At 68.2% G+C, this 24,426-nt stretch carries 28 protein-coding genes and 1 pseudogene; 16 read left to right on the forward strand and 13 right to left on the reverse strand.

What is annotated here, in order from left to right; translation table 11 throughout:
* Window positions 1-3: 3 nt before the first annotated feature.
* Window positions 4-246 (forward strand): annotated as a pseudogene (locus OG390_RS00865) (hypothetical protein); the annotation flags it as partial.
* Between the two features lie 275 nt (window positions 247-521).
* Here OG390_RS00865 and OG390_RS00870 read toward each other — a convergent pair.
* The 3 genes from OG390_RS00870 to OG390_RS00880 are packed head-to-tail and all read right to left on the reverse strand — an operon-like array spanning window position 522 to window position 1,981.
* The gene (locus tag OG390_RS00870) at window positions 522-1,166 is read right to left on the reverse strand and encodes an IS5 family transposase (RefSeq protein WP_406164523.1); all 645 of its coding nucleotides are present in this window, start codon (window positions 1,164-1,166) and stop codon (window positions 522-524) included.
* 40 nt (window positions 1,167-1,206) lie between these two features.
* Complete coding sequence (locus OG390_RS00875) at window positions 1,207-1,617, reverse strand: RacP protein (RefSeq protein ID WP_406164524.1); 411 nt, start codon at window positions 1,615-1,617, stop codon at window positions 1,207-1,209.
* A gap of 7 nt (window positions 1,618-1,624) precedes the next feature.
* Window positions 1,625-1,981, reverse strand: coding sequence for a DUF6192 family protein (locus OG390_RS00880; RefSeq protein ID WP_406164525.1), 357 nt, complete (start codon window positions 1,979-1,981; stop codon window positions 1,625-1,627).
* A 262-nt stretch (window positions 1,982-2,243) separates the two neighbouring features.
* Here OG390_RS00880 and OG390_RS00885 point away from each other — a divergent pair, with 262 nt between their 5' ends.
* From OG390_RS00885 to OG390_RS00915, 7 genes are all read left to right on the forward strand, one after another.
* Entirely contained in the window at window positions 2,244-2,873 is a 630-nt protein-coding gene (locus OG390_RS00885) for a hypothetical protein (protein ID WP_406164526.1), read from the forward strand.
* Between the two features lie 135 nt (window positions 2,874-3,008).
* Window positions 3,009-3,293, forward strand: coding sequence for a tyrosine-type recombinase/integrase (locus OG390_RS00890; RefSeq protein WP_406164527.1), 285 nt, complete (start codon window positions 3,009-3,011; stop codon window positions 3,291-3,293).
* Window positions 3,290-3,592 (forward strand): hypothetical protein, encoded by a 303-nt coding sequence (locus OG390_RS00895; RefSeq protein ID WP_406164528.1) that lies wholly within the window; start codon window positions 3,290-3,292, stop codon window positions 3,590-3,592. Before OG390_RS00890 ends, OG390_RS00895 begins: the two co-directional genes overlap by 4 nt.
* Window positions 3,593-3,643: 51 nt before the next feature.
* A complete protein-coding gene (locus tag OG390_RS00900; RefSeq protein ID WP_406164529.1) occupies window positions 3,644-5,995 on the forward strand; it encodes an IS110 family transposase in 2,352 nt (783 codons plus the stop codon).
* Window positions 5,996-6,288: 293 nt separating this feature from the next.
* Window positions 6,289-6,447 carry a hypothetical protein gene (locus OG390_RS00905; protein ID WP_406164530.1) on the forward strand — a complete coding sequence of 53 codons (159 nt, stop codon included), beginning with the start codon at window positions 6,289-6,291 and terminating at the stop codon, window positions 6,445-6,447.
* Window positions 6,448-6,974: 527 nt separating this feature from the next.
* Window positions 6,975-7,349 (forward strand): hypothetical protein, encoded by a 375-nt coding sequence (locus OG390_RS00910; protein WP_406164531.1) that lies wholly within the window; start codon window positions 6,975-6,977, stop codon window positions 7,347-7,349.
* Between the two features lie 208 nt (window positions 7,350-7,557).
* A complete protein-coding gene (locus OG390_RS00915; protein WP_406164532.1) occupies window positions 7,558-7,917 on the forward strand; it encodes an ArsR/SmtB family transcription factor in 360 nt (119 codons plus the stop codon).
* 774 nt (window positions 7,918-8,691) lie between these two features.
* Here the strand turns inward: OG390_RS00915 and OG390_RS00920 are convergent.
* The 4 genes from OG390_RS00920 to OG390_RS00935 form a co-directional block, all read right to left on the reverse strand.
* Window positions 8,692-9,129 (reverse strand): tetratricopeptide repeat protein, encoded by a 438-nt coding sequence (locus tag OG390_RS00920; protein ID WP_406164533.1) that lies wholly within the window; start codon window positions 9,127-9,129, stop codon window positions 8,692-8,694.
* Window positions 9,107-9,886 (reverse strand): hypothetical protein, encoded by a 780-nt coding sequence (locus OG390_RS00925; RefSeq protein ID WP_406164534.1) that lies wholly within the window; start codon window positions 9,884-9,886, stop codon window positions 9,107-9,109. Before OG390_RS00925 ends, OG390_RS00920 begins: the two co-directional genes overlap by 23 nt.
* A gap of 32 nt (window positions 9,887-9,918) precedes the next feature.
* Entirely contained in the window at window positions 9,919-10,371 is a 453-nt protein-coding gene (locus OG390_RS00930) for a hypothetical protein (protein ID WP_406164535.1), read from the reverse strand.
* A gap of 146 nt (window positions 10,372-10,517) precedes the next feature.
* Entirely contained in the window at window positions 10,518-11,054 is a 537-nt protein-coding gene (locus tag OG390_RS00935) for a hypothetical protein (RefSeq protein WP_406164536.1), read from the reverse strand.
* A 237-nt stretch (window positions 11,055-11,291) separates the two neighbouring features.
* Between OG390_RS00935 and OG390_RS00940 the strand changes: the two genes are divergently transcribed.
* Entirely contained in the window at window positions 11,292-11,828 is a 537-nt protein-coding gene (locus tag OG390_RS00940) for a hypothetical protein (RefSeq protein ID WP_406164418.1), read from the forward strand.
* Here OG390_RS00940 and OG390_RS00945 read toward each other — a convergent pair.
* Window positions 11,785-12,702 (reverse strand): IS5 family transposase, encoded by a 918-nt coding sequence (locus OG390_RS00945; protein ID WP_406164417.1) that lies wholly within the window; start codon window positions 12,700-12,702, stop codon window positions 11,785-11,787. The genes OG390_RS00940 and OG390_RS00945 overlap by 44 nt on opposite strands.
* Window positions 12,703-13,493: 791 nt before the next feature.
* On the opposite strand from OG390_RS00945, the gene OG390_RS00950 reads away from it, so the two are divergent.
* Window positions 13,494-14,060, forward strand: a complete 567-nt coding sequence (locus OG390_RS00950; RefSeq protein WP_406164537.1) for a hypothetical protein — start codon at window positions 13,494-13,496, stop codon at window positions 14,058-14,060.
* Here the strand turns inward: OG390_RS00950 and OG390_RS00955 are convergent.
* Window positions 13,978-14,808 carry an IS5 family transposase gene (locus OG390_RS00955; protein WP_406164538.1) on the reverse strand — a complete coding sequence of 277 codons (831 nt, stop codon included), beginning with the start codon at window positions 14,806-14,808 and terminating at the stop codon, window positions 13,978-13,980. The two genes, OG390_RS00950 and OG390_RS00955, sit on opposite strands and share 83 nt — an antisense overlap.
* Window positions 14,809-15,064: 256 nt before the next feature.
* Here OG390_RS00955 and OG390_RS00960 point away from each other — a divergent pair, with 256 nt between their 5' ends.
* Window positions 15,065-15,859: a protein NO VEIN domain-containing protein gene (locus tag OG390_RS00960; protein ID WP_406164539.1), complete on the forward strand. Its 795-nt coding sequence runs from the start codon at window positions 15,065-15,067 to the stop codon at window positions 15,857-15,859.
* 241 nt (window positions 15,860-16,100) lie between these two features.
* Window positions 16,101-16,559 carry a hypothetical protein gene (locus OG390_RS00965; protein ID WP_406164540.1) on the forward strand — a complete coding sequence of 153 codons (459 nt, stop codon included), beginning with the start codon at window positions 16,101-16,103 and terminating at the stop codon, window positions 16,557-16,559.
* A 204-nt stretch (window positions 16,560-16,763) separates the two neighbouring features.
* On the opposite strand, the gene OG390_RS00970 is transcribed toward OG390_RS00965, so the two are convergent.
* On the reverse strand, window positions 16,764-17,594 hold the full coding sequence (locus OG390_RS00970; RefSeq protein ID WP_406164541.1) for a hypothetical protein: 831 nt from the start codon (window positions 17,592-17,594) through the stop codon (window positions 16,764-16,766).
* Between the two features lie 165 nt (window positions 17,595-17,759).
* Between OG390_RS00970 and OG390_RS00975 the strand changes: the two genes are divergently transcribed.
* Window positions 17,760-17,981, forward strand: a complete 222-nt coding sequence (locus tag OG390_RS00975; protein WP_406164542.1) for a hypothetical protein — start codon at window positions 17,760-17,762, stop codon at window positions 17,979-17,981.
* A gap of 533 nt (window positions 17,982-18,514) precedes the next feature.
* Here OG390_RS00975 and OG390_RS00980 read toward each other — a convergent pair.
* Window positions 18,515-18,871, reverse strand: a complete 357-nt coding sequence (locus tag OG390_RS00980; protein ID WP_406164543.1) for a hypothetical protein — start codon at window positions 18,869-18,871, stop codon at window positions 18,515-18,517.
* 10 nt (window positions 18,872-18,881) lie between these two features.
* A complete protein-coding gene (locus OG390_RS00985; protein WP_406164544.1) occupies window positions 18,882-19,739 on the reverse strand; it encodes a DUF6417 family protein in 858 nt (285 codons plus the stop codon).
* A 332-nt stretch (window positions 19,740-20,071) separates the two neighbouring features.
* On the opposite strand from OG390_RS00985, the gene OG390_RS00990 reads away from it, so the two are divergent.
* From OG390_RS00990 to OG390_RS01000, 3 genes are all read left to right on the forward strand, one after another.
* A complete protein-coding gene (locus tag OG390_RS00990; protein WP_406164545.1) occupies window positions 20,072-20,509 on the forward strand; it encodes a hypothetical protein in 438 nt (145 codons plus the stop codon).
* An 880-nt stretch (window positions 20,510-21,389) separates the two neighbouring features.
* Window positions 21,390-22,412, forward strand: a complete 1,023-nt coding sequence (locus tag OG390_RS00995) for a DUF6215 domain-containing protein (RefSeq protein ID WP_406164546.1) — start codon at window positions 21,390-21,392, stop codon at window positions 22,410-22,412.
* Window positions 22,413-23,148: 736 nt separating this feature from the next.
* Window positions 23,149-23,616 carry a hypothetical protein gene (locus tag OG390_RS01000; protein ID WP_406164547.1) on the forward strand — a complete coding sequence of 156 codons (468 nt, stop codon included), beginning with the start codon at window positions 23,149-23,151 and terminating at the stop codon, window positions 23,614-23,616.
* 196 nt (window positions 23,617-23,812) lie between these two features.
* Here the strand turns inward: OG390_RS01000 and OG390_RS01005 are convergent, their stop codons facing one another.
* Window positions 23,813-24,364: an AAA family ATPase gene (locus OG390_RS01005; RefSeq protein ID WP_406164548.1), complete on the reverse strand. Its 552-nt coding sequence runs from the start codon at window positions 24,362-24,364 to the stop codon at window positions 23,813-23,815.
* Window positions 24,365-24,426: the final 62 nt, after the last annotated feature.

Here is a 24,426-nt window from a genome sequence, read left to right on the forward strand (position 1 = left end):
AGCATGACCGCGCATGGGAACCGTCCACTGCTCTTCTTGGACGTCGACGGGCCGCTCCTGCCGTTCGGTGATGGCTCGCAGCGCGAGCCGGAGGGCACCGCATCGGACTCGCACCTGGCGCGGCTCGTCCCACAGGCCGGGCCGCGGCTCGCGGCGCTGCCGTGCGACCTGGTCTGGGCCACAACCTGGGAAGAGGAGGCGAATATCGAGCTGGCACCGCGGCTCGGGGCGTCGATGGTCGCCGTTTCGAACGGCAACGGCGGCGTGTTGGTCTCAGGCGGCTGCGAGGCTGGCCGGCAGCTCCTCGGTCTGGCGGCGGGGGCGGGCCAGGCGGCGGGTCATGAGGGTGATGAACGCCCACTGGATGTGGGCTTCGGCGTGAGACATCAGCCGCTCGTAGTCCCTCGCGTTGCGCCGGGCCCGCATCGTCCACGAATTCGACCGCTCCACCACCCACCGCTTCGGCAACAAAACGAACCCCTTCGCGTCCTTGGGCCGGGCAACGACCTTGATCGTGATGCCTAATGCGTCTTGGCCCAGGTGCTGAACTCCTCGCCGCCGTAACCGTTGTCCGCCCATATCAGGACGATCTCGGAGTGTTCGACATGGAGGCGGGTGAGCAGGACGCGGGCCGCATCACGGTCCTGGACGTCGGCCGGTGTGACAAGCAGGTCGACGAGCAAGCCGTCTTGATCAACAAGTAGGTGCCGCTTCCTGCCGTTGATGTGCTTGTTCGCGTCGTATCCTCGCGTCGCGTTCGACACGGTTTCCGCGCCCTTGACGGACTGGGAGTCGACGATCACCCGGACCGGCCAGGCGCAGCGCCGACGGCGTGGCCGTAGCCGTCGACGGAGCTGGTCAAGGATCTGCTTGAGGACACCGGCCTTCGCCCAGCGGGCGAAGTAGCCGAACACAGTGCGCCACGGGATGCCGAAGTCCGCGGGCAGCGCGCGCCATTTGCCCCCGTTGTCGGTGATGTACCTGATCGCGTCGACCACGCGGCGGCGAGGCCAGTTCTCCGGGCAGCCGCCCTTGGGGGTCTGGCAGGCGGGAACCTGGAGAAGGCCCTTGAGCAGGGCCCACTCGACATCGGTGGTGTCGGAGGGGTAGCGGTAGCGGGGCAGCAGCATGACGGTGTGGGGCCGCGACCGGTGGGAGGGGGTCAACTGCGGGGTGGTCGCGGCCCGTTGCCTTCCGTGTTTCGGTTCACTCCAGCTTGGCCAGGAGCTGAAGGGTGGACTCGATCGCGCCCATCTGCGCCATGACAGTGCGGATGTAGGGGTCCTCGGGGGTCTTCTTCTGGTGCGGGAGGAGGGTCCCGGCGATGAAGTTCTCCACTCGGTGGTGGACGGTCTCGAAGAACGCCCGCTCGTAGCCGATCCAGACATCCGGGGCACCGTCCAGCATGCGGTATCCCCAACGCTTGTCCCAGGTCACGGGCGGCAGTCCCTTCGCGGCCGCGACCTTGCGCAGATGCGCGAGGCCAGTGTGGGCCTGGGCGCGGGTGCGTTCGGTGGCGGTCATCAGCTGGCTGATGGTCAGGCCGGCGGGACGGGCTTCCAGCAGGGCGCCGAGGATCGCTTCGGCGTGGACGTGAGCGGTGACACCCCGCCCCATCGCCTATTCACCCGAGCCCTTCAGCAGCTTCAGGAGCTGCGTCGAGGTCGGCCTCGCCGCGGGTGACGGCGTTCTCGATCCAGTCGGCTACGGCCCGTACCCGCGAAAGCCCCCGCCCGATCGTCTCGCGTTCACCGTCGTCGTAGCGCTCACCGCGCAGATTCGGCACGATCCGCCCGGCCGTCGCGACGAACTGCGCGCAGGCCGCCACCAAGTCCATGAACTGCGCGCTGTGCTCTATGCGCTGCAACTGCGGGGCGGCCTCCTCGTGCACGAACTGGACCTGCTGACGGAAGTGGTCGAACTGCGCCTCATTCACGGCGTGCCGAGCGGTGTCTCTGTTGACCGGACTACCAGGCGACACGCCGGGGCATCGGGTGTGTCGAGGAGGGGCTGACCGGTAGACCTCACGCAGTACAGGAGGAGGTCTGTGTGGGGTCGTTGGATGAGGTCGAGCGGGATCTCGGTTCAATCCGTCCGCCGCGGTGGGGCAAGGTGGTCCCGTCGGATGGCGTGATGCCGTGGCTCGTGGTGGATCCCGACGGGGTGCCGGTCGCCCCGTACGACAGTTCCTACGGGACTTCGTCGCCCGAAACCGGCCAGGCTCGGTTCGCAGTTACGCGTATGTGCTCCTGCCGTGGTGGCGGTGGCTGCACGTCGTCCAGGTCGAGTGGAACAGGGCGTCCTCGGCGGAGGTCCGGGATCTGGTGCTGTGGCTCATGCGCACGACCAAGCCGCGGAACTCGCCACGTACGAAGTCGGCGGCCACGGCGGGCACGGTCAATCCGATCACCCGGAAGCAGAACCCGGGAGACCAGTACCAGCCCCGGACGATCCGGCACAGCAACGCGGTCATCCGCGGCTTCTACGAGTTCTGGATCGAGACCGGTCAAGGTCCGCTGGTCAACCCCGTCCCGCTCGACCGCAGAGGCAGCCGGCCGCACGCCCACCACAACCCGCTGGAACCCTTCCGGCCCGAGGGGCGGATCCGCTACAACCCCAAGATCCCCAAGAGCAGGCCCCGAGAGATCCCCGACGAACGCTGGAACGACCTCTTCGCCGCCCTGCGCTCCAACCGCGACCGCGCGATCCTCTCCCTGGACATCAGCAACGCCGCCCGGGCCAGCGAGGTCCTCGGCATCCGCGGCGTCGACCTGGACTGGGGAGACCAGCTGGTACGAGTCAGCCGCAAGGGCAGCGACGACGCGCAGTGGCTGCCGGCCAGCCCGGACGCCTTCGTCTGGCTCCGCCTCTAGCTGGCCGAACTCGGCCCGCTCGACCCGAACGAACCGACCTGGTGGACCATCCGACGACGCGACCGCGAGGAAGGACTGCATCGCCAACCGTTCAACTACGAGGCCCTGCGCGCCGTCTTCCGCCGCTTCAACGCGGTGCTCGGCACCAACTACACGATGCACGACCTCAGGCACACCGCCGCTCTGCGCATGAGCCGGGACAAGAACCTGACCCTGCTTGATGTGCAGACCATCCTCGGTCACGCGCACCTGAGCACCACCGCGGACGCGTACCTCTTGGAAGACGAGGCACAGGTGATCCGTCGTGTCGCCGAGCACCTGGCCGAGCGTGAACTCCGGGCTCAGCAGGCCCCGCCACCGGTCGCCGTCGGTTACGAGGCCGACGACCTGGCCGTGTTGTTCGCAGGACTTCCGCGATGACTGCGACCACCGCCAGACCAGCGGATTCCGTCCCTTCGCCGCGAGACGTCCTTGACCACCAGCGGGTGCTTGCTGCCGACCGCGGTCCGTTCGATGCTCTCTCGGTCGAGGGCGTTCTGGAGCTGTTGCCGTCCCAGGCGACCTTTCCTCCGGCGACGAGCAGGCGCAGCCGGAGCAAGCGCGCGGATCGGTCTCGTGGGGCCGCCCGAATCCTCCACTGGCTGTTGTCCTTCCCCGGGGACGGCTGGCAGGAACGGTGGCTCGTCTCCGGCGTCGACAGCGGTCTGGACTGGGACTGAATCGACCTCGTCACGGCCGAATACGGGTCTGCCTATGCGCCCCGACGGGCAGTGACGACGGACGGTCTGGGCTGCCTGCTCCTGGCCAGGGTCGTGCGGCCGAGCTACGAATTCCTGCAGAGCTACCGGACTTCTGGGCTCTACCGCCACGCCAAGCAGGAGTTCGGCAACGAGCTGTTCGACAAGGTCCGCCAGGCCGGCCTCGCCCGGGGAATGATCCCCAGCCACCTGAGCACGGCCGAGAACTGCCTGGTGAAGGTCGCCTTCCGGACTGGCCGCGATCTGGACCGGCTCACCGCCGAGCACCTGATCGCCTACCACGAGTGGAGCAGGAGAGCCTTCGCCAAGGCACCCGCAGGGCTTCACGCCGCCTGGGACCTGATGTGCGACGTCGGCCTGCTGTCTGCGGCGTTGCCATTGCGCCGGACCGTGGCACGCGGACAGTTGTCCACGGCGGCCATGGTGGACCGGTACAGCATCCAGTGCCGACCGGTGCGCGATGTGCTGGTCCGCTACCTGGAGGAACGGCGCCCCAGCCTCGACTACACCTCGCTCCAGCACTTGGCGAGCCGACTGGTTGGCGCCTTCTGGGCCGACATCGAGAAACACCACCCAGGCATCGACACCCTGGACCTGCCCGCAGAGGTCGCCGAGGCATGGAAGGAACGGATCAGATTCATCACCCGGGAGGGCAAGGAGCCCATTCCCCGCCAGACCCGGACCGCTGTGCTGACCGGAGTCCGGGCCTTCTACCTGGACATCCAGCAGTGGGCGCTGGAGGACCCGAGCTGGGCGGCCTGGGCGGTCCCCAGCCCCGTCCGCAAGGCCGACACCGGCGGGTTCACCAAGGTTAAGAAGAAAGTCCGGGCCAAGATGCACCAGCGGGTACGAGGACGGCTGCCCCGACTCCCCGAACTGGTGGACACCACCGAAGCCCATCACAGCACACAGAAGAAACTGCTGGCCGCAGCGCAAGTCGCCACTGTCGGAGGGCCAGATTCGGCATCCTCCTACGGCCCCCGGGCGGCTCCCGCTCGTCAGCGCCCAGGATGGGCGGTGGACGCAGGAGGGAGCACAGTGATGGGTGATCAGATCGAGTTCTCGGAGCTGGATCCCGGTGGTGAACTGGTGGCGCGGGTTGCCGCCTTGGACATTGCCGAGGCCTCGGCGATGGTGTGCACGCGGGTGCCCGGTGGCAGGGTGCGCAAGCGGCAGGAGATCCGTAAGACCGGTGCGACGACCGGTGCGATTCTGGAGCTGGCCGATCACCTGGTGTGTCAGGGCATCGAGTTGGTGGTGATGGAATCCACCTCGGACTACTGGCGGCCGTTCTATTACCTGCTGGAGGACCGCGGCCTTTCGTGCTGGCTGGTCAACGCCCGCAGTGTCAGGAACGTCCCCGGACGCCCGAAGACGGACAAGCTGGACGCGGTCTGGCTGGCCAAGCTGGCCGACCGCGGCATGCTGCGGCGTTCCTTCGTCCCGCCCGCGCCGGTGCGTGGGCTGCGTGACCTCACCCGTGCCCGCGCGGTGCTGACCGCTGACCGCACCGCCTTCAAGGACCGTGTGGAGAAGGTCCTGGAAGACGCGCAGATCAAGCTGTCCTGCGTGGCGTCCGACATCTTCGGCGTCTCGGGGCGGGCGATGCTTCAGGCGCTGATCGCCGGGGAACGCAACCCGCGTGACCTGGCCGGTCTGGCCCGCGGGCGTCTGCAGGCCAAGCACGAGGACCTGAGGGATGCGCTGAGGGGGCGCTTCGATGCCCACCATGGCTACCTGATCGGCCTGTACCCGGAGGACATCGACCGCCTGGATGCCCAGATCGCGGACCTGAGCGGGCACATCGAGGCAGCCATCGCCGAGCCGGACCCCACCCGGGCCCCCGGGCCCGCTCCTGGCGGCGGTGAGTGCCTGTCGCTGCTGGAGCGCCTGACCGAGATCCCCGGCGTCGGCGTCGTCACCGCGCAGAACATCCTGGCCGAGACCGGATTCGACATGAGCGTCTTTCCCACCCCCGCGCACCTTGCCTCCCGGGCCAAGCTCACCCCGCGCACCGTGCAGTCCGGGGCGAAGAACACCGCCACCGGCACCGGGCACGGCAACCCCTGGCTGCGGCGCGCCCTGGGGAACGCGGCCGTCACCGCCGGCAAGAGTCGCAGCTTCCTGGGCGCCCGCTACCGGCGCCTTGTCAAACGTAAGCCCAAGAAGAAGGCCCAAACCGCGCTGGCCCGCAACATCATCGAGATCGTCTGGCAGCTGATCGCCGATCCCGACGCCCGCTACCACGACCTCGGCGCCGACTGGCACGAGAAGCGCACCGACCCCGACCGCCGTACCCACGAACTCGTGCACCAGCTCGAACGCCTCGGCAACACCGTCACCCTGATCCCCAACCCCGCCTGAACGCACGAGCCAGAGCCTGTCGCGAGCACCGCAAGCACGGAGCAGACCTCTGCCTGCCCTCAACTACCGGGATTTTCCGGCCAGGTGCCTTGCTGGTTGGGCCTGTTGGAAGCGTGAGAACTCCCATCATCCCAGGTCAGCAGGCACCTCTTCTCGTCTCCCTCTTCAAAGGGCGCCCGTCACGCGGTGGATCGAGGGTCAGGGCATCGCCCACCTATTCCTCGACATTCAGGTGATTTCCTTCACCGCGCTTGGCCGCTCTTCCCGATGGCGGGCCCACTCCCGCCCGGGTCGTGGCGACCGCGGACACCACGACCACCAGCCCGGACGGCGGCCAGGTCGCCAAGCACCGCTCCGACCCCTGGCTACAGGGCCAGCTGCTGGCGTTCAACCCCTGGATCCGAGACCAGCTGGCGCTGTTCGCGCACTACGACGCCCCCCGTCACCGGTAATACGCGATCGACTCTCACGGGAGGGCGTGTACGCGCCGGGCCGGGTCAGCAGGACCCGGACCAGGCGCAGGTCCTCACGCATCAGCCGCCGGTGTGCGCCGCGCACGCGCACACGGCCGCGGAATTCTGCCCCCATCTTGCGGGGGGGGACCCCATGGTGTTCCTCGCCCACAGCGCGCCGCTGTACGACGTTGATCCGGATCTCCCACCGCTACCGTGCTCTTCCCCCACGCCTCATCCCCCGCCGCTCGTCAGCAGGCGTCAGATCCTGACAGGCCACCAGGCTCGTACCACAACACGCGCCCTACGCCCCCGACGGGCCACGGACCGAGGTTCCGGCGTCAACTTCTTGGCCGGTCACGGCACTTCCGGTCCATCGAACGGTCCGGTCGCGCCGTTGTTCGGTCGTCACAGGTCAGTCCCAAAGAGTTCCTCCGGACGTGATGGCGGCGTGCATACGGTCCGGACACCGAGGCGGGTCGCCAGCACCGGCCCGCGCAGTCAACGGCATGCAATAGGGAGGCGCTGTGGCGAGTGTGGAAGTGTCGCTGAAGGAGATGATGGCCGGGGTCGAGGGAGCCCTGGGAGCCGCCGTCGTCGACTACACCAGCGGAATGGCGCTGGGCACGCTCGGCGGGAGCAAGGACCTGGACCTGACCGTCGCCGCGGCCGGCAACACGGATGTCATCCGGGCCAAGGTCCGCACCATGGAGCAGTTGGGTCTCAAGGGCCGGATCGAGGACATCCTGATCACGCTGGACCGCCAATACCACCTGATCCGCCTGGTAACCGGTCGTACCGGCAACGGGCTGTTCCTCTACCTCGTCCTCGACAAGGCCCGATCGAACCTGGCGATGGCCCGCCACCAACTCAAGCGTGTGGAGGAGGCGATCGAGATCTAGCCCGCCCGAGGACGCCGGTGGCCACGCCTGCCCATCATGTGAAGACTTCTTCAAGTCACCACATCAGCATGGTGCCAATGTGCGTTCCTGCCGGGCCCGAGACGTGAAGGATCGGCATCCGAGGGCGGTCTGTGGTGCGGCGGTGTCCTCGGATGCCGCCGCATCGCGGCGGCCACAATCCCACCCATCCGACCAGGAGCGAGCATCCATGCAGGCCCCCCTCTACCAGGTCAAGGCGGAGTTCTTCCGCATGCTCGGTCACCCCGTACGCATCAGGGTGCTGGAACTCCTCCAGCACGGGCCGGTGTCCGTACGGGACCTGCTGGCCGACATCGAGATCGAGCCGTCCAGCCTGTCGCAACAGCTGGCCGTCCTGCGGCGCTCCGGCATCGTCGTGTCCATTCGGGAGGGCTCCACCGTCCGCTACGCGCTCGCCGGGGGAGACGTCGCCGAACTCCTGCGTGCCGCCCGCCGTATCCTCACCGAGCTCCTCACCGGCCAGAACCAGCTCCTCACCGAGCTCCAGCAGGCCGACGCTCCGCCCCAACCCCTGCACACCACCAGGTGACGGCGGCACCGCCCAGGCTGCCGGACTCCGAGACCGAGTCAAGATCCATCAGCCCGCTGCGGTGCCGCCGTCACCTGGTGGTGCGCGGGATCCGCCCAGGGGCTTGTCTCGGCGCTGCCGCCTCAAGGCAGTTACGGGTAGCGGGCGAGGGCACCTGGCTCCTGCTTTCGGTCCAGCCTTGAACCCCACTGCTTCAACAGGCTGCGGGACCGGCACAGGAAGTGCCCCCGTTACGGGTCGACGAAGGCCAAGGCGCGCCCCCTGCTCCGCAGGGCCGGCACTTTCTCATGCGCCCCACTGACTCATCTCTGAAGGGCGAGGCCCAGTCCAATCTCACACCCGTACGGGTTCTGTCTTCACTCTCGGGCAGCTGGTGCCGGGGCACTGACCTGAGAGGCCTTGAGCAGGCCCGGCGGTTGAGCCGCCGGTCGGCCACAAACAGCACGCCGCCTTCGGCCGGCCGTCGTGGAAGACGGTGACGAGACTCGCGCGCGGGTCTGACACCTGCCGAGGGCTCCCGACATGCGGGCGCCGTTGGCGTCCGGAGTGGAACAGTGCGTCACGCGGCTTCACAGGTGTGGGCTTGGACGTCGCGCCTCCTCGTCATGTCTGGGCTCAGCGCAGTGCGTCGATGGCCTTCACGATCAGGGTGCGCGCGTCACCGCCGTATACGGCCATGCCGCGCAACTGCTCGAACTGACCTTTTGACACCGTTTTACGGGCATGATCCGGCGTCGATCGAGCCGTGGCCCCAGCACTTACGGATCTTGCTCATCAGTCGGTCGATAGATCAACAGCAGCACGCCCCGCCTTGCCCCGGAAGCGGGCGAGGGCGGCCAGGGTATAGGGGTGGTCCGGGCCCAGCACCCGCTCGCAGTCGGGCAGCAGTTCCTCGTACGCCGCGGCCGCGCCGACCGCATCCCCCGCTACCCCATACCACCGGGCAAGGTCCTTACGGGCGGTCAGGGTATCCACGTGGTCCGGGCCCCGCACCCGCTCGCAGTCGGCCAGTATCTGCTCAAACGCCGCGGCCGCCCGCGCCGCATCCCCCGCCACCCCACGCCAGTAAGCGACGTGAGAGCGAGCGTTCAAAGTGTCGGGGTGGTCCGCGCCCAGGCGGTGGCGGGTGGTGCTGGCCAGGTGCTGGTAGTGGTCGCGGGCGGCGGCGGCCTGGCCGCTCTCGCCGAGGCTATTGCCGGTTCGGAAGAGCACCGCGTGGGGGGGCAGGCCGGTACAGGGCGTCTTCTGCGGTGCGGGTGAGGGTGGTGGTGTTGGCGCGCAGGGCCTGGGCGAGGGCGGTGTCGCGTTCGATGGCGGGCCAGGCGACGCTCAGGGCGTCGGCGGCGATGAGGGCGAGCCGCTCGCACTGCTCGGGGGTGAGCGTGTCACGGGTGGCACGCTGGATGAGCTGGTGGACGCGGACGGCCTGGTGGGGGGCTTCCGGGGTGTGGTCGACAAGGCTGAGCCGGTGCAGGGCCCGCAGTGCGAGCACGGCGTCCTCGGCTGAGACCGGGGCCAGCTGATGGGTGTCGCCTGTGCCGGTGGGGGTGCGGTGCTCGGCGAGGTGCGCCAGGGCAGGCTGTCTGGTAAGGACCGCAGCGGGGATGCCGTTGGGGTCGAGCAGGGCGGCCAGCTGGAGCATGGGGCCGGCCAGGCCCGCCGGACGGATCTGGTTGGCGCGTTCGATGGCCAGGGACCAGGTGGCGGCCACGGTGGCGGTCTGGTCGTCGGGCAGTGCGCCGGGCTCCGGCAGCAAGTCGGCCAACTTCCTGATCCGGTCGGCCAACAGCCCCCCGTAGGAGGCACAGGTCAGTTCCACGTCGATGATGTAGGCGGCGGCCTGGGCCAAGGCGAGGGGCAGGTATCCCAGGTGGGCGGCGAGGCTGTTGATCTGGTCGACTGGCTCGTGGCGGTCGTGCGCGGCGAGTACGGCGGTGAAGTAGGCGACGGGTTCGTGGGGGGTGAACAAGCCCACGGTCACCCGGCGTCGGCCTGCTCCGGTCAAGGCGGCCTCGCAGCGGCGCGTGGTGACCAGGACACGGCCGTGCGGGCTGGCGGGAGGCCACCAGCCCGCATATCGGCAGGGTCCGCGACGTCGTCCAGTACGACCAGCCACCTGCACGGCTTCTGGCCGGCTTTGGGCTCCAGCCAGGCCAGGAACGCCCGCGCGGCCTGCTCCGGGTCGCTGGGGTCGGCGGCAAGGACCTCTACGCCGGCCTGCGCGTAGCCGGCCGTGATCGCTGAGCGGCTGCTCGCGCTGATCCACACCAGTACGTCGACCCCGCCGCTGTCCCAGGCGGTGCGGGCGTAGTCGGCAGCCAGCTGGGTCTTGCCGACCCCGCCGGTCCCGGTCAGTACCTGGCTGAGCACCGCAGTGCCCCCGCTGTCGACCGCCGTCCGCAACTGGTCGGCCTCGGACCGGTGCTGGAATGACAAGGCGCGGGGCGGGAGCACGCCGACCTGGTGCGGCCAGGCGGCCGGTGTGCGGGGCGGGGCGTGGTGGTGGACTTGCTCGGCGTAGCCGACGGCGATGCTGCCGTGGTCGGCGAAGATGCCGCTGATGTTGTGAGGCGGCGCGGCCGGGGCGGCTCCGGGTGCGCTCAGTCCTGGTGCGGACCCGGCTGGGAAGGGTTTCCCAGTGTCACATTCCCCATGGTCACGGCGGCGGCGGACCCGTGGTCGGCCCGGACGTTCACGTTTCCGCCCACGGCCAGCCCGCTCTGGCCGGCTGACACGCTACGGTGGGAGGTCTGTTGGGCCAACACGATGCGCAGCTCATCCGCGACCCGGGCCCGCTCGATGTCCTCAAAACTTTCCAGCAGGGCCTCGATCCGGCACTGCCACGCTGCCTCCTGACGGATGCGCACCCGCTCCACCTCGGTCGGCCGGGCCGCCTCCAGCTCGCCCGCGGTCTGATCGAGGCGCTCCAGCTCGGCGTTCTCGCGCTGCGGATTTCCCCGGCTGAACCAATGGGCCACCTGCTGGCGCATCCCTGTCCATGCGTCTGTGCCTGCGGCCTGCACCACCGCAGTGCCTCCCGCCGCGGCCAGCGCAGTCATTGCCTCCGACAGCATCCTCGCCCTCTCACCTGAGAGATCAGTCCGGAACTGGGGCACGCACCACACCAGTGCCTTCACCACGTCACTCCATCAGACACGCGCCGCCGTTGTCCCTGGTTCCGTCAAGCGAGCGGCCGTTGCACGGGGTCGCCGCCATCGCGGTCCCGGCACTGCCGCGCCAACGCAAGAGCGCTGCCGCCTAAGAAGCTGTTGTCTTTCCGGACGTGATGGACGCGTTTGCGCTGGTCGGGGATAGGAGTGGTGGTTCCGTGGGAGTGGTGGCCTGTCGGGTCGTCGTTCCCCGGGAGGTCGCGGATGCCGTCGGTTGTTGGACTGCTGGAACAGCACGAACTCGCCGCTCGGCGTCGAGTCGACGGGCTGCGGGAGGAGGCCGACCGCATCCAGGCCGAGCTGGCTGCGGCCGAGCTGGAATGGCAGGAGTGGGCGATCGCTCGCAGGCGGGTCGATACGGTGCTGGCTCCGGACGACGGCGCCACCGCCGAGGCGGAGGTCACCCCGGGTCCGCGGGATGCGCAGGTGCAGTCGGCGCCTGGGGATGCGGCGAAGCCGAAGTCGCAGGTGCCGGTGTGGCGCCAGGGGCTGGCCTGGTCGGCGCTGTCGGTGGACTACCAGCGCATCCTCAGGACACTCGCGGACCGGGCCCGGCTCCATCAAGGACCGCTGACCTGCCAGGAGATGGCCGTCTTGTTCGGCATGGACGTGGTGCCGGCGCGGGTGGAGGCTCTGCGGTCGAAGGCGAAACGGCTGGTGGCCCGCGGCTGGCTGGCCGAGCAGCAGCCGGGCCGGTTCACCCTCGCGGCAGGCGTGACCGGACCAGGCGACGGGTCATGAGCAGGGTCATCGACCAGTAGACCATCGCCTCCGCGCTGGTGGTGCGCCGCTCGAAGTCGCGCACCAGGCGGCGGCTTCGCATCAGGTGGGCGAAGAGGCGCTCGACGATCCACCGCTTGGGCAGCACCACGAACCCCTTCTGGTCGTCGCTGCGTTTGACGATCGCCAGGACCAGGGCGAACGTGGCCAGGCAGTACTCGACGAGGCTGCCGGTGTAGCCGCCGTCGGCCCAGACAAGAGCCAGGCGATGGTGTGACTCGGCCACCTGCTCAAGCAGGACCTGGGCAGCGGTGCGGTCGCCGACATCCGCGGCGGTGACCATCACGCCCAGCAGCAGGCCGAGGGTGTCGACCACGACGTGCCGCTTGCGGCCGTTGACGAGCTTGCCGCCGTCGAAGCCGCGGCTGTCCGCGCCGACGACGGCGTCCGCCTTGACGGACTGCGAGTCGATCACACCGGCCGTCGGCTGCGCGTCCCGCCCCAACTCCTCGCGGACCCTCGCGCGCAACCGGTCGTGGAACTCCTTGACCAGGGCGTTGTCACGCCAGCGGCGGAAGAATGCGTAGATGCGGTCCCACGGCGGGAAGTCGACGGGCATCGCCCGCCACTTGATCCCGTTGTCCACGAGATACCGGATCGCATCGAGCATGGCCCGGTGGCAATACGCCTCCGGCCGGCCGCCCCGGCCACGCATCCAGCCCGGCACCGGCAGCAGTGGCAGGACCCGGGCCCACTCCGCGTCCGTCATGTCCGTCGGATACCGCCGCTCACGCATCGGGGTGTCGGCGGCGTTCCCGAACCGGTGAGCCAGACAGTCACACGCGAGAGTGACCGAAGTGGACTCCGTCTCCGCGGTGGCATACAACTGCAACAACAGGGCCTCCTGGCAGGCGAGTTGGCGTAGACACCCTCCGAGCTACCAAGAGGCCCTGTTCCCATGCCCGGCACCGGCCGCAATCACCCGATCGAGACTCCCGTTCGACGGACACCACTCAAGATCGAAAAGACAACAGCTTCTAAGCCTTTCCCGAGGCCGCCATCCGCGCCCGTAAGACCCGAGAGACTTCCGTGCTTCCACACGTGAGCCAGCACCTGCTGCCCGCCCCCGTCAGCGCGGAAGCTCCGTCAAGAGGCAGGCGGCAGCGCGTCGGGGAGGAACAGGAGCTTGTGCGCTGAGGGGGCTCATGGCCGGTAGCGGCGATGGTGCAGCCGCTGCCGCGCGACGCGGGTAGCAGAACGGACCCGGTTCCGCCCTCCTGCACCGGGCTGGCGCTGGACACGGCGCTGGACACGGCGCTGGAGGGTCAACGCGGCCAACCGCTCCGGTAGCCTCCTGAACGTTCTCGTTTCTCATAGCGCTGCCGAGACCAACATCGCTGATGCGCAACAAAGGGGCTCGATCCATGCAGGGGGCTGCGGCAAGGACTCCGCGGATTACTGCCGCGAACCTCGGCGGTTGGGTGTTGCGCTGCAATCCAGACGTCTACGACCTGCCTCGACAGGTCCACGACGGCGAGGACAAAGTGTGGGACTGGCTCGTCGCTAAGTGCGTTGTGGCAAAGGGAGTCCCTGTTCGATGAGCAGGGGCTTCTTCGTGTGCGGGGCATGATCGCGACGGGGTAGGGGCAGGCAGCGGACGGCTTGCTGTTGATCGAGGAGGGTGCGATGCCGTCGGTGCTGGGGCTGATGGAACGGCGTGAGGCGCGGGCGAGGCAGGATCTGGAGTCCTGGACGGAGGTTCTGGAGCAGGCTCAGGCGGAGGTGGATGCCGCGCGGGAGCGGGTCGAGCGGGCCCGGGTGGGGCGTGAGGAGCTCGTGTCGGTGCTGGCCGGGGAGAGCCCGGTGAATACGCCGGTTTCCGTGCCGTCTGGTGGTGAGATGGCTGCTGCCGTGAGATCGAGCGGCCCCGGCGCGGGGCATGGCGAGAGGCCGCCGGTGTGGCGGTCGGGCCTGGGCGAGGAGGTGCTCAGCGGCCTGTACCGGGAGGTGTTCGCCGCGGTGGTGGCTGCTTCGGGGCCGGTGAACGGGGTGGAGTTGACGCGGGCGGTGGGCCGGGAAGCGGAGATCAAGAACGAGGTGGAGAAGATCCGTCACCGTGCCTACGTGCTGGAGAAGCGGGGCTGGCTGGTGCGGGCGGAGGACGGACGGTTCATGCCCGCGCCCGGAGCAGTCGGCCGAGGCGTTTCTCCGGCCAGCGCGGAGCGTCTGCGGCCAGGCGCCGGGACAGCCTGATCACGACGGCCCACCACACCATCTGGGCGTGGTGGTCGGGGCGGCGTTCGTGGTCGCGGTTGAGGCGGCGTGAGCGGGCCAGCCAGCTCAGCGTGCGCTCCACCACCCACCTGCGGGCCAGGACGACAAATCCGCGTTGCCCGTCGGATCGGCGCACGACCTCGATCCGGACTCCGTGACGGGCGAACGCCTTCGCCAGCGCCGGACCCTGGTAGGCACTGTCGACCCACACCAGCTTCAACAGCCGGCCCGGCTGGTCCATGAACGTCTCCAGCAGCGTGGGGGCGGCCTTGGAGTCGTGCACATCGGCCGTGGTCACGGTCACCTCCAGGAGCAGGCCCTCGGAATCGGTCAGGATGTGACGCTTGCGCCCGTCACGTGACTTGCCGCCGTCGTATCCGCGACTGTCCTCGCCGACGGTCTCGGAGGCGTCCACCGACTGACTGTCGATGATTCCCGCACTGGGCTCGGCGTTGCGGCCTGCGCGTGCCCTCGCCGAACATCGCAGGCGTTCGTACAGTTCACGCACGTAGTCATAGGTCCGCCAGCGGCGGAAGAAGTCATAGACCGCCCGCCAGTACGGGAAATCGACCGGCAGGGCCATCCACCTCACGCCGTTGTCGACCGGGTAGCGCACAGCGTCGAGCATCTCGCGGTGGCAATACGCCTCCGGACGCCCGCCCCGCTTGAGCAGCCAGGCCGGCACCGGCATCGCCGAGCGGACCTCGGCCCACTCCGCATCCGTCATGTCACTCGGATAGCACCGCGCCCGCCGTCCCGGAGCGATCGAACCGAACCGGGGCACGTAGCAGTCACACCCAGGGGTGACCGCGGTGGACGCAGGCACAGAGATACTGCTCAACTGATCAGGCAACGGGCTTCCTTGGTCGTGCTGGTGTCGTAACCGCGTCACTACCAAGGGGCCCGTTCTTTCATGCCCACGGCCGCACCCGTACCTCTGTCCAGATGACCACCCGCGCCGCACACCTCGAACGAAATCCGGTTTGCCACAACGCACTAAGAACTACCGTACTGACGTGATGGCACCGGGCCAGCGTGTCGTTCTGTGGGTAGGCGGTCCGGCAACGGCCACTCGGACACCTGGTGTGTGGGGGATCGGGCATGTCACGGGCCCGGCGTACCTTCGGGTCGATGCCGACAACGCGTCGGATTACTGGCTGGACGAGGAACGAGCAGATCGCTTGGAGTGGGCCGTCGATCTGGACGTCGACATCCTGTCGACCCCGATCGCGGCGAACGAACTGAGGGCGATACCTGAATTGGCGGGTATGGAACTGTTCCGGGCACCGCAGATGAGCAATCCGATATACCTCAGTCCCGAAGAGGTGTCTGCGGTGGAGAGACGGGTCGGCCCGTGGCCCGAGTATCCCGGCGATGCGCCCTCAGCGATCATTGTTGGCTCCACCGGTGCAGGTTTTGGCGATCCCCTTGCCAATCATATAGTCGAACGCGCGGCCATGGAGCGGGTGATGGCGCACTATCGTGACTTGGGCTTCGCGGTCACCGACGTGTCAGATCGTAAATGTGGCTGGAACGTCACCTGCACGGCGCCCGACCATGGTGAACTGCACGTCGAGGTCAAGGGGATCTCCGGCTCGAAGGCAGCCTTCCTTTTGACGGCCAACGAGTACACGGCCGCCGCCGATTCCTGCTGGCGCCTGGCTGCAGTGACCGATGCGCTCGGCACGCGGCCGACGATCACCGTGCTGACAGGCGCCCAGGTTGTGGCAGGAACCCAGCCGATGCTGTACGAATACCGCCCGCGTGCAATTGAGTGACGATGTACCCGTAGCCGGTCCCCGGCATCGGCATGCCTGGGGCACAGACCTTCTGCCCCGGAGCCCAACAGCCGCAAGGAGACGAGCGGTTGGACGAGGGCCAGCAGCCGGGGCTCCGCTGCCTGGTTCCTGACAGTGACGGGCAGGGCCACGGCCGCCTCGCCTCTCTCACGTACGTGGCTAGGGGTTCCAGGTCCCTGGCCCAGGCCGTCAGAGCGGTGCGACTGGCTGGCATCGGGTCATGCTTCAGGTTCACGACGGAGGGGGCCTCGTGATAACCACGGTGACGGCAATCGGTGGGCTTGCAGGGCTGATTGTGTCGTTGGTGTTCTTGGCTCTCCAGACGAGAGCCGTGTCCGAGCAGGTACGGACGGCCAACAACATGGCGGGGACTCGGTCGCTGGATCCTGCCCTGCCGAGCCTTCGGGACATCCACTTCAAGATGCTGGACTACCCAGACATGAGAGCGTACTTCTACGAGGGCAGACCCTGTCCCCGGCGTGGCGTGGAGCGTGAACGTGTGTTGCTGTTCGCCGACGTGCTGGACAGCGGGATTCAGGCGACACGACGCATCCCCCAGAACGAGTCGACCGAGGACTGGGTTTCCTTCTGCCGGTATGTGGTGAACCACAGCCCCGCTTTGCGCACGGTGGTCAGTGAGCACTCGAACTGGTGGCCAGACCTTGCCAGGTTGTGCTGACACCTCGATGCAGGTGACGGCCGCGTCCTGACTGGAAGGCGACGTCGAGCAGCGCCCGTTGTACGCCGCGCTGCTGGAGCCGCGTACGCGCCCCCGCCGAACCGCGAGGTGGACTCCCACGACAACCGCCGTCAGGTCCTGCGGCAGGCGGCGGACCCACACCGCTGCGCTGCGTGGCACGCCGACCTGTGCGTGCGGAGGCAGTCATGCGCGCGGCAGAGCGCGCATCGCGACCGCGACCATGACTCCAGGAACCAGCAGGGCGCTCTCCCCCAGGATGTAGACCACAGGGGCGTCCATCGCGTCCCACCAGTCGTACGGCAGACCGACGGTGGCGGCGCTGGCCACGGCGAGGAGTCCGCCAAGTGCGAGCGTGGTCCACGCACTGACGGTCGCCCGCTTGTTCAGGAAGACCTCGTCACGCCAGTCGGGTCCGGCGGCTTGCGGCGCCGGCGCAGGCGCCCGGTGCCAGCACGCCCATACCAGCAGCATCAGGGCGAGACCGCTGAGCCACACCATGGCGTCGGACCACCCGGCCGCCCGGTGAAGCAGCACCCCGTTGGTGAAACCGACCGACGAGACGATCAGCATCAGCATCGAGAACTGGGCCGCGAACAGGATCAGTCCGCGGAAGAAGGAAACCTCACCGTGCTGATTGCGCCGGAACGCCGGCAGCAGCCAGGCCAGGGCGACGATCACCACAATCGCATCGGCAGCCAGGATCGCCCCTGCGAACAGTTGCTCGGTCAGCGCGCGCAGGCACACCAACTCCCCCGAAATCAGCGAATACAGATAGGAGGCCACTGCCAGACCGAAGAAGCACGGCAGCAGCAGTCGCAGCCCACGGGAGGCATGCCCATCGCCTCCCGCCGGGTTCTTCTCCCCGATCACCACCACGATTCCCGCGAACACGAAACCCGCGAAGATCCCGCAGAACGCGCTCAGCGCTCCCGCCGACGCGATCGGGCTCCAGTCGAGTGGGCCACCGCCACAGGTGTCGGGCTTGAACGCCGCAAGGCCGGCCGGATGCGCCATCGTCATAACCGACGATGCTGACATCCACACCCGCACACGCCCCCACAGCAGCGAAGATCCCTTCCATCGGCGGGAGCACAAGGGGCGCGCACCACCGGCGCACACACCATTCCCGCGCCGCAGCGGTCACCCGCGCGAGCCCCGGGACGACTCGCCCGGGTGGTCGTGGGTGTCACGGCCGCGCTGCTCGAACAGCCCGTAATGAACTGCCCGTTCGGCCAGGACGGTCCGGGAACGGACGAGGACCGGCCCGCAGGGCAAGGGCCGCAGGGCAAGGGCCGCAGGGCAAGGGCCGCAGGGCAAGGGCCGCAGATCCGCGTCGTCGAGATTGCGCCGCGGCTCGGGGCGTCGGCCCGCGCGGCCCTGTGCCCCTTCTTCGGACCGTGAAGACGACCACCGGCCGCCCGATCGGTTCGGCCAACACCGGAAAGATCGGTTGATTGTCGTGCAGCAGGGCTGCGCAGACCAACATACGGGCCGGGCAGCTGGTCTGCCTGGCGTCGCGCGCGGGCACCCAGGACGCCCGATCCCCTCGCCCGCTGCCCGGGACCTGCCCCACCCACCCACTTCTCTTTTCTTCCTGCTGTGGGGCGTTGAAAGACCCTAGGTCCGGTCAGGAGCCTTGATCGGGACACAGGCGAAATCGTCGGTGTCCACCTCAGCTTCCTTCGTGGGACCGCACAGCTCGAACGACGTGGCCTTCTCTGTGTCCGGCAGGCTGAACCCGACCACGCCGACCTTGGTCGCGCCTTGCTCGACGTTGCTCCCGAGGAAGGATTCGCTCCAGCTGTAGTTGCGCCACTCGCCGCCCGCGTCCTCCTGGACATCCTCAAGCTCAGCGAGCTCACTGCTGGGGTACGCCTCGGCGTAGCAGTAGCCGCTCTCCCCGATATCGCACGGCTGCTCCGTCGACTTGAACTTCAGCCGAAGATATTTGAGCTGGCGTCGTCCACCCCGCGGTCGGGAAGCTCCCCGGTCACGGCAACATAGACGGCGACATAGTGCTTCCTGAGGTCAGCCGACTTACCTGCCAATTCGGGTGTCCAACTGGTGTCCACAGGTTTCACCCGCACACCAAGCGGCAGCCCCGGTTCGGTCGTCACGAAGTCCTTGCCCGGGAAGTCGGCGAACTTGGTGTACGTGGGCTGCGAGGCAGTCGGTGCCGACTCCGCGCTGGTGGGTGGCGCGTCGCTCTTGGCGTCACCGCTGCCGCCCGAACATCCCGCGACCAATACGAACGATCCCACAGCAAGCGCCGTCGGCATGCGAGTTGACACGTAATCCCCCTCAGACCGGAAACCGTGCGGCATCATGGCGAGCGGGACCGAATGCGTGCGCTCCCGCAAACGGTGGACAGAGTTGGAACGTACAGCATGCGATCATCCCGGGCGCGGCAGAGAGCACAGCCTCCCAGCAGGAGGGCGAGGCGCGGGACGGGAGTCGACACGGAGCGTCGGCGACCGACGACAACGCAACGAGGTTCGGTGCCAGGCGTCGCGGGCCCAGCGAAGATCCGAACGACAGACTCTCGTTGTGTAGGCCCACGAACACTTCCTGCCGGAGATCAGTCTTGCCGCGCAGTGCTACGCCCGCGCCGGCGACCCGACCTTCCCGGCCTCGGCGGGAGAGGGGGGGCCGAACTTCTCTACCGCGTCGGCGACTTTGAGCGGTGGGCACGCAACCGGCCCGCGCTGGGACCAGGGGGGGCTTCGACGGCGTGGAGTTCAGCAGCGGCACGCTCACCTTCCTGGGCGCGGAGTTCAACGGCGGCAGGGTCACACGGAATTCAGCGGCGGCGAGGGCGGCTTCGGCTTCGCGGCGTTCAGAGGCGGCACAGTGACCTTTGGCTTCGCGACGTTCGGCGCAACCGCGATGGATTGGGGTGCTCTCCCGCAGCCTGCGAGGGCCTGAGCCGTCCCGGTACCGTGAGGCATCGGCACGGTGGGGGATCCCGGCGGCGATTTCACGCGCCGGCCGGGGGCCCGCCTTCGCCGACACGGGACCCTCTGTCTCCTGGGCAGCCGTGAGCAGCAGGCGCAGCGCGTCGTGTGCTTCCTCCAGCGTCAAAAGGGCCAGCCGCTCGGTGGTGTACTCAACGGGAGCGAAGTCCACGGCGTCCAGGTCGATGTGCTCGTAGTCGTCCATGCCCAGCGCAACGCCCTCCCGCAGCACCAATCACGGCAATTGCGCATACGACCGACATGGCGCAGCTGCACACTCGGGGTGATGCTCCGCCGGCGCAGCACCGATGCGCACCACACTGTCCCCGGTACGTGCGTATCACTGCGCAGGCCTGTGACCAGCCGTGGACGGGGGCTATGAGGTACGTGGTGGGGGCGGTGGTCGGGCCGACCACCGCCCCCTGCCGTTGCTGTGACGGCTGACCTCGCGCCTGATCACGCAACTCCCCTGTGAGCTACGGGAGTTGGGGCAACCGTTTTGGCTGGCAGCTACCGATGTGTGAAGGGGGGCAGAGGATGCTCTCGGAGACGTTGACAGCGCTGGCCGCGGCCGAGGGAACTGCGGTGGTACAGGCGGCAGGCACCGATGCGTGGGCAGATGTCCGCCAGACCGTGACACGCCTGCTGGCTCGGGGGAACCCGGAGCGTGAGCGCGCCGAGCTGCAGCGGTTGGACCGGACCGGCGACGCACTCACGCCGGCCCGCGAGGCGAGGGCACAGCTCCGCCAAGAGGCCGCCTGGCAGGCCCATTTCGAGGCGCTCCTGGAGCGCCTGGAGGGTGCCGAGCGCGAGCAGGCGATCACGGAACTCCGGGCGCTGGCCGCGCGGCACTCCGTCCCCGGCCAGGCGGGCGGAGGGACCCTTGCAAGCAACACCTTCCACGGGCCCACGGCGTTCAGACCGGTAGCCACAACCGCCAGGACAATCACTTCGGGCCGGGCGCATGACCGCTGAAAGACCGGGTTTGCCTGGTGAAGAGGGGGCAGAGCGCACCGAGTTCGCGGGCCGACGGCGGTACAGACCGGTGCTCACAGCGTCCAGCACAACCATTTCTACGCCGCAGTACGCCGTCTGGGGCTTGGGGCGCTGCCGTGGGCCAAGATAGCCGCCAAGACAAAGGACCTCCTCGCGAACACGATCGCCTTGGCCGTGGCCGCCGCGATCCCGGGCTGGTTGTGGTGGCAACACCACGACCAGCAGGAGTCTCAGGCCAGGCACGAGTCGATGCGCACAGCGTGCGGGCAGGCGCGGGATCCGCGATGCTGCACGTGCTACCAGCGATACGAAGCTCGCCAGGCTTCTTAAGACCGACTCGACCGACGCGTCTGGCTATGCCGATGCTCTGGAACGGCATGACCGGAGTGCTATGCAGCGTTTCTCCGTCCAGGAAGAGAGCGCGCGGGGGCGTTGCGGGACTACTGCAGGGCCGAGGTCGGGATCTACATGGGCCTGTGAGCACGGGGCGCTCATCGCTTTGCGCGGCGGACCGCCTGGCCGTGTCCATCGAAGTACGGGGGCACGGCGCGGCGCCGGACCGCGAGCGGCGCAAGCATCTGCGTGCACCTACAGCGCGAACGCGTGAACCTGCCCCACCACCGACGCCGACGCTTCCTCAGCCGTCCGCCTGCTCCTGCAGCCGACTCAGCACCCGCTCGGCCACGGCGAGTTCGTCCTGCTCGGCCCGCGCTTCGTCCAAGCGCATGCACCCGCTGCCATCCCGATAGCGATCTCGGGATCGTCGGCTTGGCGGCTTTTGCTTCGGCAGGCCCCGCACGTGCCCGGAACTGTGGCTTCCACCACGGCGAATATGGTCTTGTCCTGATGAGATCGCCGGATGCTCGGTTTCCTCCTCCGTCTCCTGCCGTTCCGGGTCCGCGAGCCCCTGCTCATCGCGGTCGGATCCGTTCTCGGCGTACGCATCATGTATCTCGCCGTCCGCGATCACGATCGGCTCGCGGCCGGTCTCGGCGTGGTGTTCCTCGTGTTCACCGCAATACGCGTCTACGCGGTGGTCCGGGCCCTGCACGCACGCCGGAACCCGAACCCGGCGGCCTCCGCAGACGGGGCGGCGGTCAATGCTGCCGCCCAGACCCAGACCCAGGCCCAGGCCCAGACCCAGGTCGGAGATGGGCCGCGTCCCGGCCCGGACACTCCGAAAAAGGAGCCCAACGCCTGGGGCCAGGCCGTCGCGGCCGTGGCCGTGATCGGGGCACTCGCGGCCGCGCTGTGGGTGGCCCCACGCGTGATGCCGTCCGACGACAACACCCCGCAGCCCGCCTCGTGTTCGGCCGGAGAACACGAGGAGCTGCCGAAGGCCTACAAGCAGACGCCCCAGCCTGTGACCGGTGAAGAGCTGTGCAAGGCGCTCAATCGGCCAGACCTGGCCAAGCTCCTCGGAACACCTGGAGAGACCGCGACCACTGCTTCCGGCACCAGCAACACCGCTCCCCTGACCGATGGGAAAGTCGCCCAGCCCGAGGCCGAGGTCACGTTCGACACGTACACCGTGAATGTCTCGGCCACTTACAACGAGCTGTCGACTGACCAGTACGTGAAGCTGATGAAGTTCGGGGATGAGAAGGACATCAAGACGCTTACGGTTCTCGGTCGGCCCGCGGTCTTCTCCTCGGATCACACCATGAAGCTCGAGATCAATCTCGGGAGTGGCGGATCCGGCGGACCGGTCGAACAAGGTCCCCTGGCCAGGACACTGTCCGTGGCCCTCGACCGTCATGACCGGGGCGGCTACTGCGACATTACCGTGTGGAGCACGTCCGGAGCCCTCCCGGACGACAGCGTTCTCCTCGACATCGCTGAGAAGGTTCTTCCCACGATCCCCGAACGGCCTGTCCGATGAGACGCCGAGAACATTTCGGCCGCGAAAAGGTTGGTCCAGTCGCGCCGCCGGCGACGGCATCCGTCTTGTGACGGGATGCGGGCCGCGATCTCCTTGGCCCGGCGCCCCCGGCGGCGAAGGGGCACTGCTAGTCCCAACCTGCGGTGACCTGCGGCCGAGTGACTGGTTTGCCCGCCTGCCGGTGCCCGGCTGGAAGGCATAACCGCATGACGTGGTCCTTGCCCGAGCCGATGCTCACCATCGCCGTGGACTGCCCCGCTCTGCCCGCCAGGTGGGCAGCGGAGCCGAAATGGGACGGTTCTCCAGACACTCCGTGATGTCTCATGCGGGCTTGGGGATGAATCGAACCGCGCTGGATTTGATCCTTGAGGCGGTGAGAGCACCGTCCGAAGAAAACGACGGGCGGTGCGCTCGCGCGTACCCCCTTGGTGTTGGACCACGAAGTTGCTAGAGATCCGCGCCTAGCCGGACGGCTATCGGCGAGGATGAGCACCGTGTCCGACGAACAACCCGATCCCAACCAGGACCTAGCCCGCCGCATCAGCGAGTCCATAGCCAACAGTCCCGCCAGGCAGAACCTCACCCGCCAACTCGCCGCTTCAACGGCCACGCAGATGGCCCCGCTGCACGAGGCGCTCCGCCTCTTCAACGAGGTCCTACAAGAGCAGCTCGCCCAGCTCACGGCCTCGACATTCCCAACCGGCTCGCCCAGGCCCTCGCCCCCTTCGCCGAAGCGATGCGGACCTGCTACGCCGACGTCAACACCGGATTCCGCCTGGATGTCTCCCGTCTCAACATCGACGCCGCACTCACTTCTCCCTTCGATGCCCTGCCGGCCGAGCAACGCGAATGGGCCCGCCGCGCCGTCGACGAGGCCACAGCACACGTCGACACGGCGGAACTGGCGGGCCACGTGCCCAACGAGATGCTCGACAGCCTCGCCGACTCAGCCCGCACCTTCGCCTCCACCCAGCCCGTCGGACTGTCCCGGGCAGCCCAGAAGAAGCTGTTCATCGGGTTCATCATCACGGCCTTCTTCCTGCTCCTATTGCAGGCCCAGATCGACAGCAACGCCGTCATGGAGTTCGTCGAGGACGCGGGCGCCGCCATGCTCGTCGTCGGCCCCACCGCTATCGGCGCCGCCTACGTCTGGGACAAGATGAACCCTGGACCCGACGAGGACGAGGCGGACGAGAGCGCGTAACCGCACTCCTCGCGGAGAACGCCGCACTTCGCGAACGGGCCGCCAACCGGTCAGCAGTCGTCATCCCCCTGGGCCGCACTCAGGCCGCTCGAGAATGAGACTGTCTGGTCTGAGGTTGTTGGAGGCAACACTTATCGAGGCGTCGAGGCAGCGAAACTCCAGCACAACGGCGTCTGGTCTCAGGCCACCACGCCGATCAGGCGCCGGATGGCCCACCGGCTTGGACCCGAACCAGTACCTGATTGGCCAACTCCTGCTGGGTCAACTCGCCATCCAGGACCACGGTGTCGCTGGGCAGGGTGTCGGCCGCGGCCATGCACGGTTCGATCCTGTCCTTGCACCAGCGCCGGATCCGCTCGTCCTGCTCAGGGTTATCCGGGGTGAAGTTCCGGCCGTCGATCCGCTTCTCCAGGACCTCTCGGGGGACCTTGAGGAAGAAGTGGTGAACGTCGATGCCCGCGTCCTTCAGCGCGCTGAAGATCTCACCGGCATACCCGGGGTCGACCAGGGTCATGGGGACCAGGAGCGGGCGGTGGTACTCCTCAACCAGACCCACTGCCAAGCTGGCAACCTCCCGCCGCCACAGCCTGAGATCCTGGAAATCACCGGTCGGCACTTCCACGATCTCCCGCAGGACATAGCCGACCATTTCCGGGTCATAGACGAGCGCCTCGGGCCAACGCGGACGCAGCTCGTCCACCAGCGTGGTCTTCCCGCTGCCGAACCCACCGTTCACCCAGACGATCAACGTGATCCTCCCAGCCCCGTTGCCATATCCCCGTGCGGCCCAGCATGTCGGATCAGCATGCC

Source organism: Streptomyces sp. NBC_00996 (assembly GCF_045162675.1).
Taxonomy (GTDB): Bacteria; Actinomycetota; Actinomycetes; order Streptomycetales; family Streptomycetaceae; genus Streptomyces.

What these genes read in the sequence shown, in the direction of transcription:
- OG390_RS00875 (WP_406164524.1), bottom strand. Translation starts at nt 1,617, where the DNA reads ATGGGGCGGGGTGTCACCGCTCACGTCCACGCCGAAGCGATCCTCGGC.
- OG390_RS00895 (WP_406164528.1), top strand. Translation starts at nt 3,290, where the DNA reads ATGACTGCGACCACCGCCAGACCAGCGGATTCCGTCCCTTCGCCGCGA.
- OG390_RS00915 (WP_406164532.1), top strand. Translation starts at nt 7,558, where the DNA reads ATGCAGGCCCCCCTCTACCAGGTCAAGGCGGAGTTCTTCCGCATGCTC.
- OG390_RS00940 (WP_406164418.1), top strand. Translation starts at nt 11,292, where the DNA reads ATGCCGTCGGTTGTTGGACTGCTGGAACAGCACGAACTCGCCGCTCGG.
- OG390_RS00950 (WP_406164537.1), top strand. Translation starts at nt 13,494, where the DNA reads ATGCCGTCGGTGCTGGGGCTGATGGAACGGCGTGAGGCGCGGGCGAGG.
- OG390_RS00955 (WP_406164538.1), bottom strand. Translation starts at nt 14,808, where the DNA reads ATGACGGATGCGGAGTGGGCCGAGGTCCGCTCGGCGATGCCGGTGCCG.
- OG390_RS00965 (WP_406164540.1), top strand. Translation starts at nt 16,101, where the DNA reads ATGCTTCAGGTTCACGACGGAGGGGGCCTCGTGATAACCACGGTGACG.
- OG390_RS00970 (WP_406164541.1), bottom strand. Translation starts at nt 17,594, where the DNA reads ATGGCGCATCCGGCCGGCCTTGCGGCGTTCAAGCCCGACACCTGTGGC.
- OG390_RS00985 (WP_406164544.1), bottom strand. Translation starts at nt 19,739, where the DNA reads ATGGACGACTACGAGCACATCGACCTGGACGCCGTGGACTTCGCTCCC.
- OG390_RS00990 (WP_406164545.1), top strand. Translation starts at nt 20,072, where the DNA reads ATGCTCTCGGAGACGTTGACAGCGCTGGCCGCGGCCGAGGGAACTGCG.
- OG390_RS00995 (WP_406164546.1), top strand. Translation starts at nt 21,390, where the DNA reads ATGCTCGGTTTCCTCCTCCGTCTCCTGCCGTTCCGGGTCCGCGAGCCC.
- OG390_RS01000 (WP_406164547.1), top strand. Translation starts at nt 23,149, where the DNA reads ATGCGGACCTGCTACGCCGACGTCAACACCGGATTCCGCCTGGATGTC.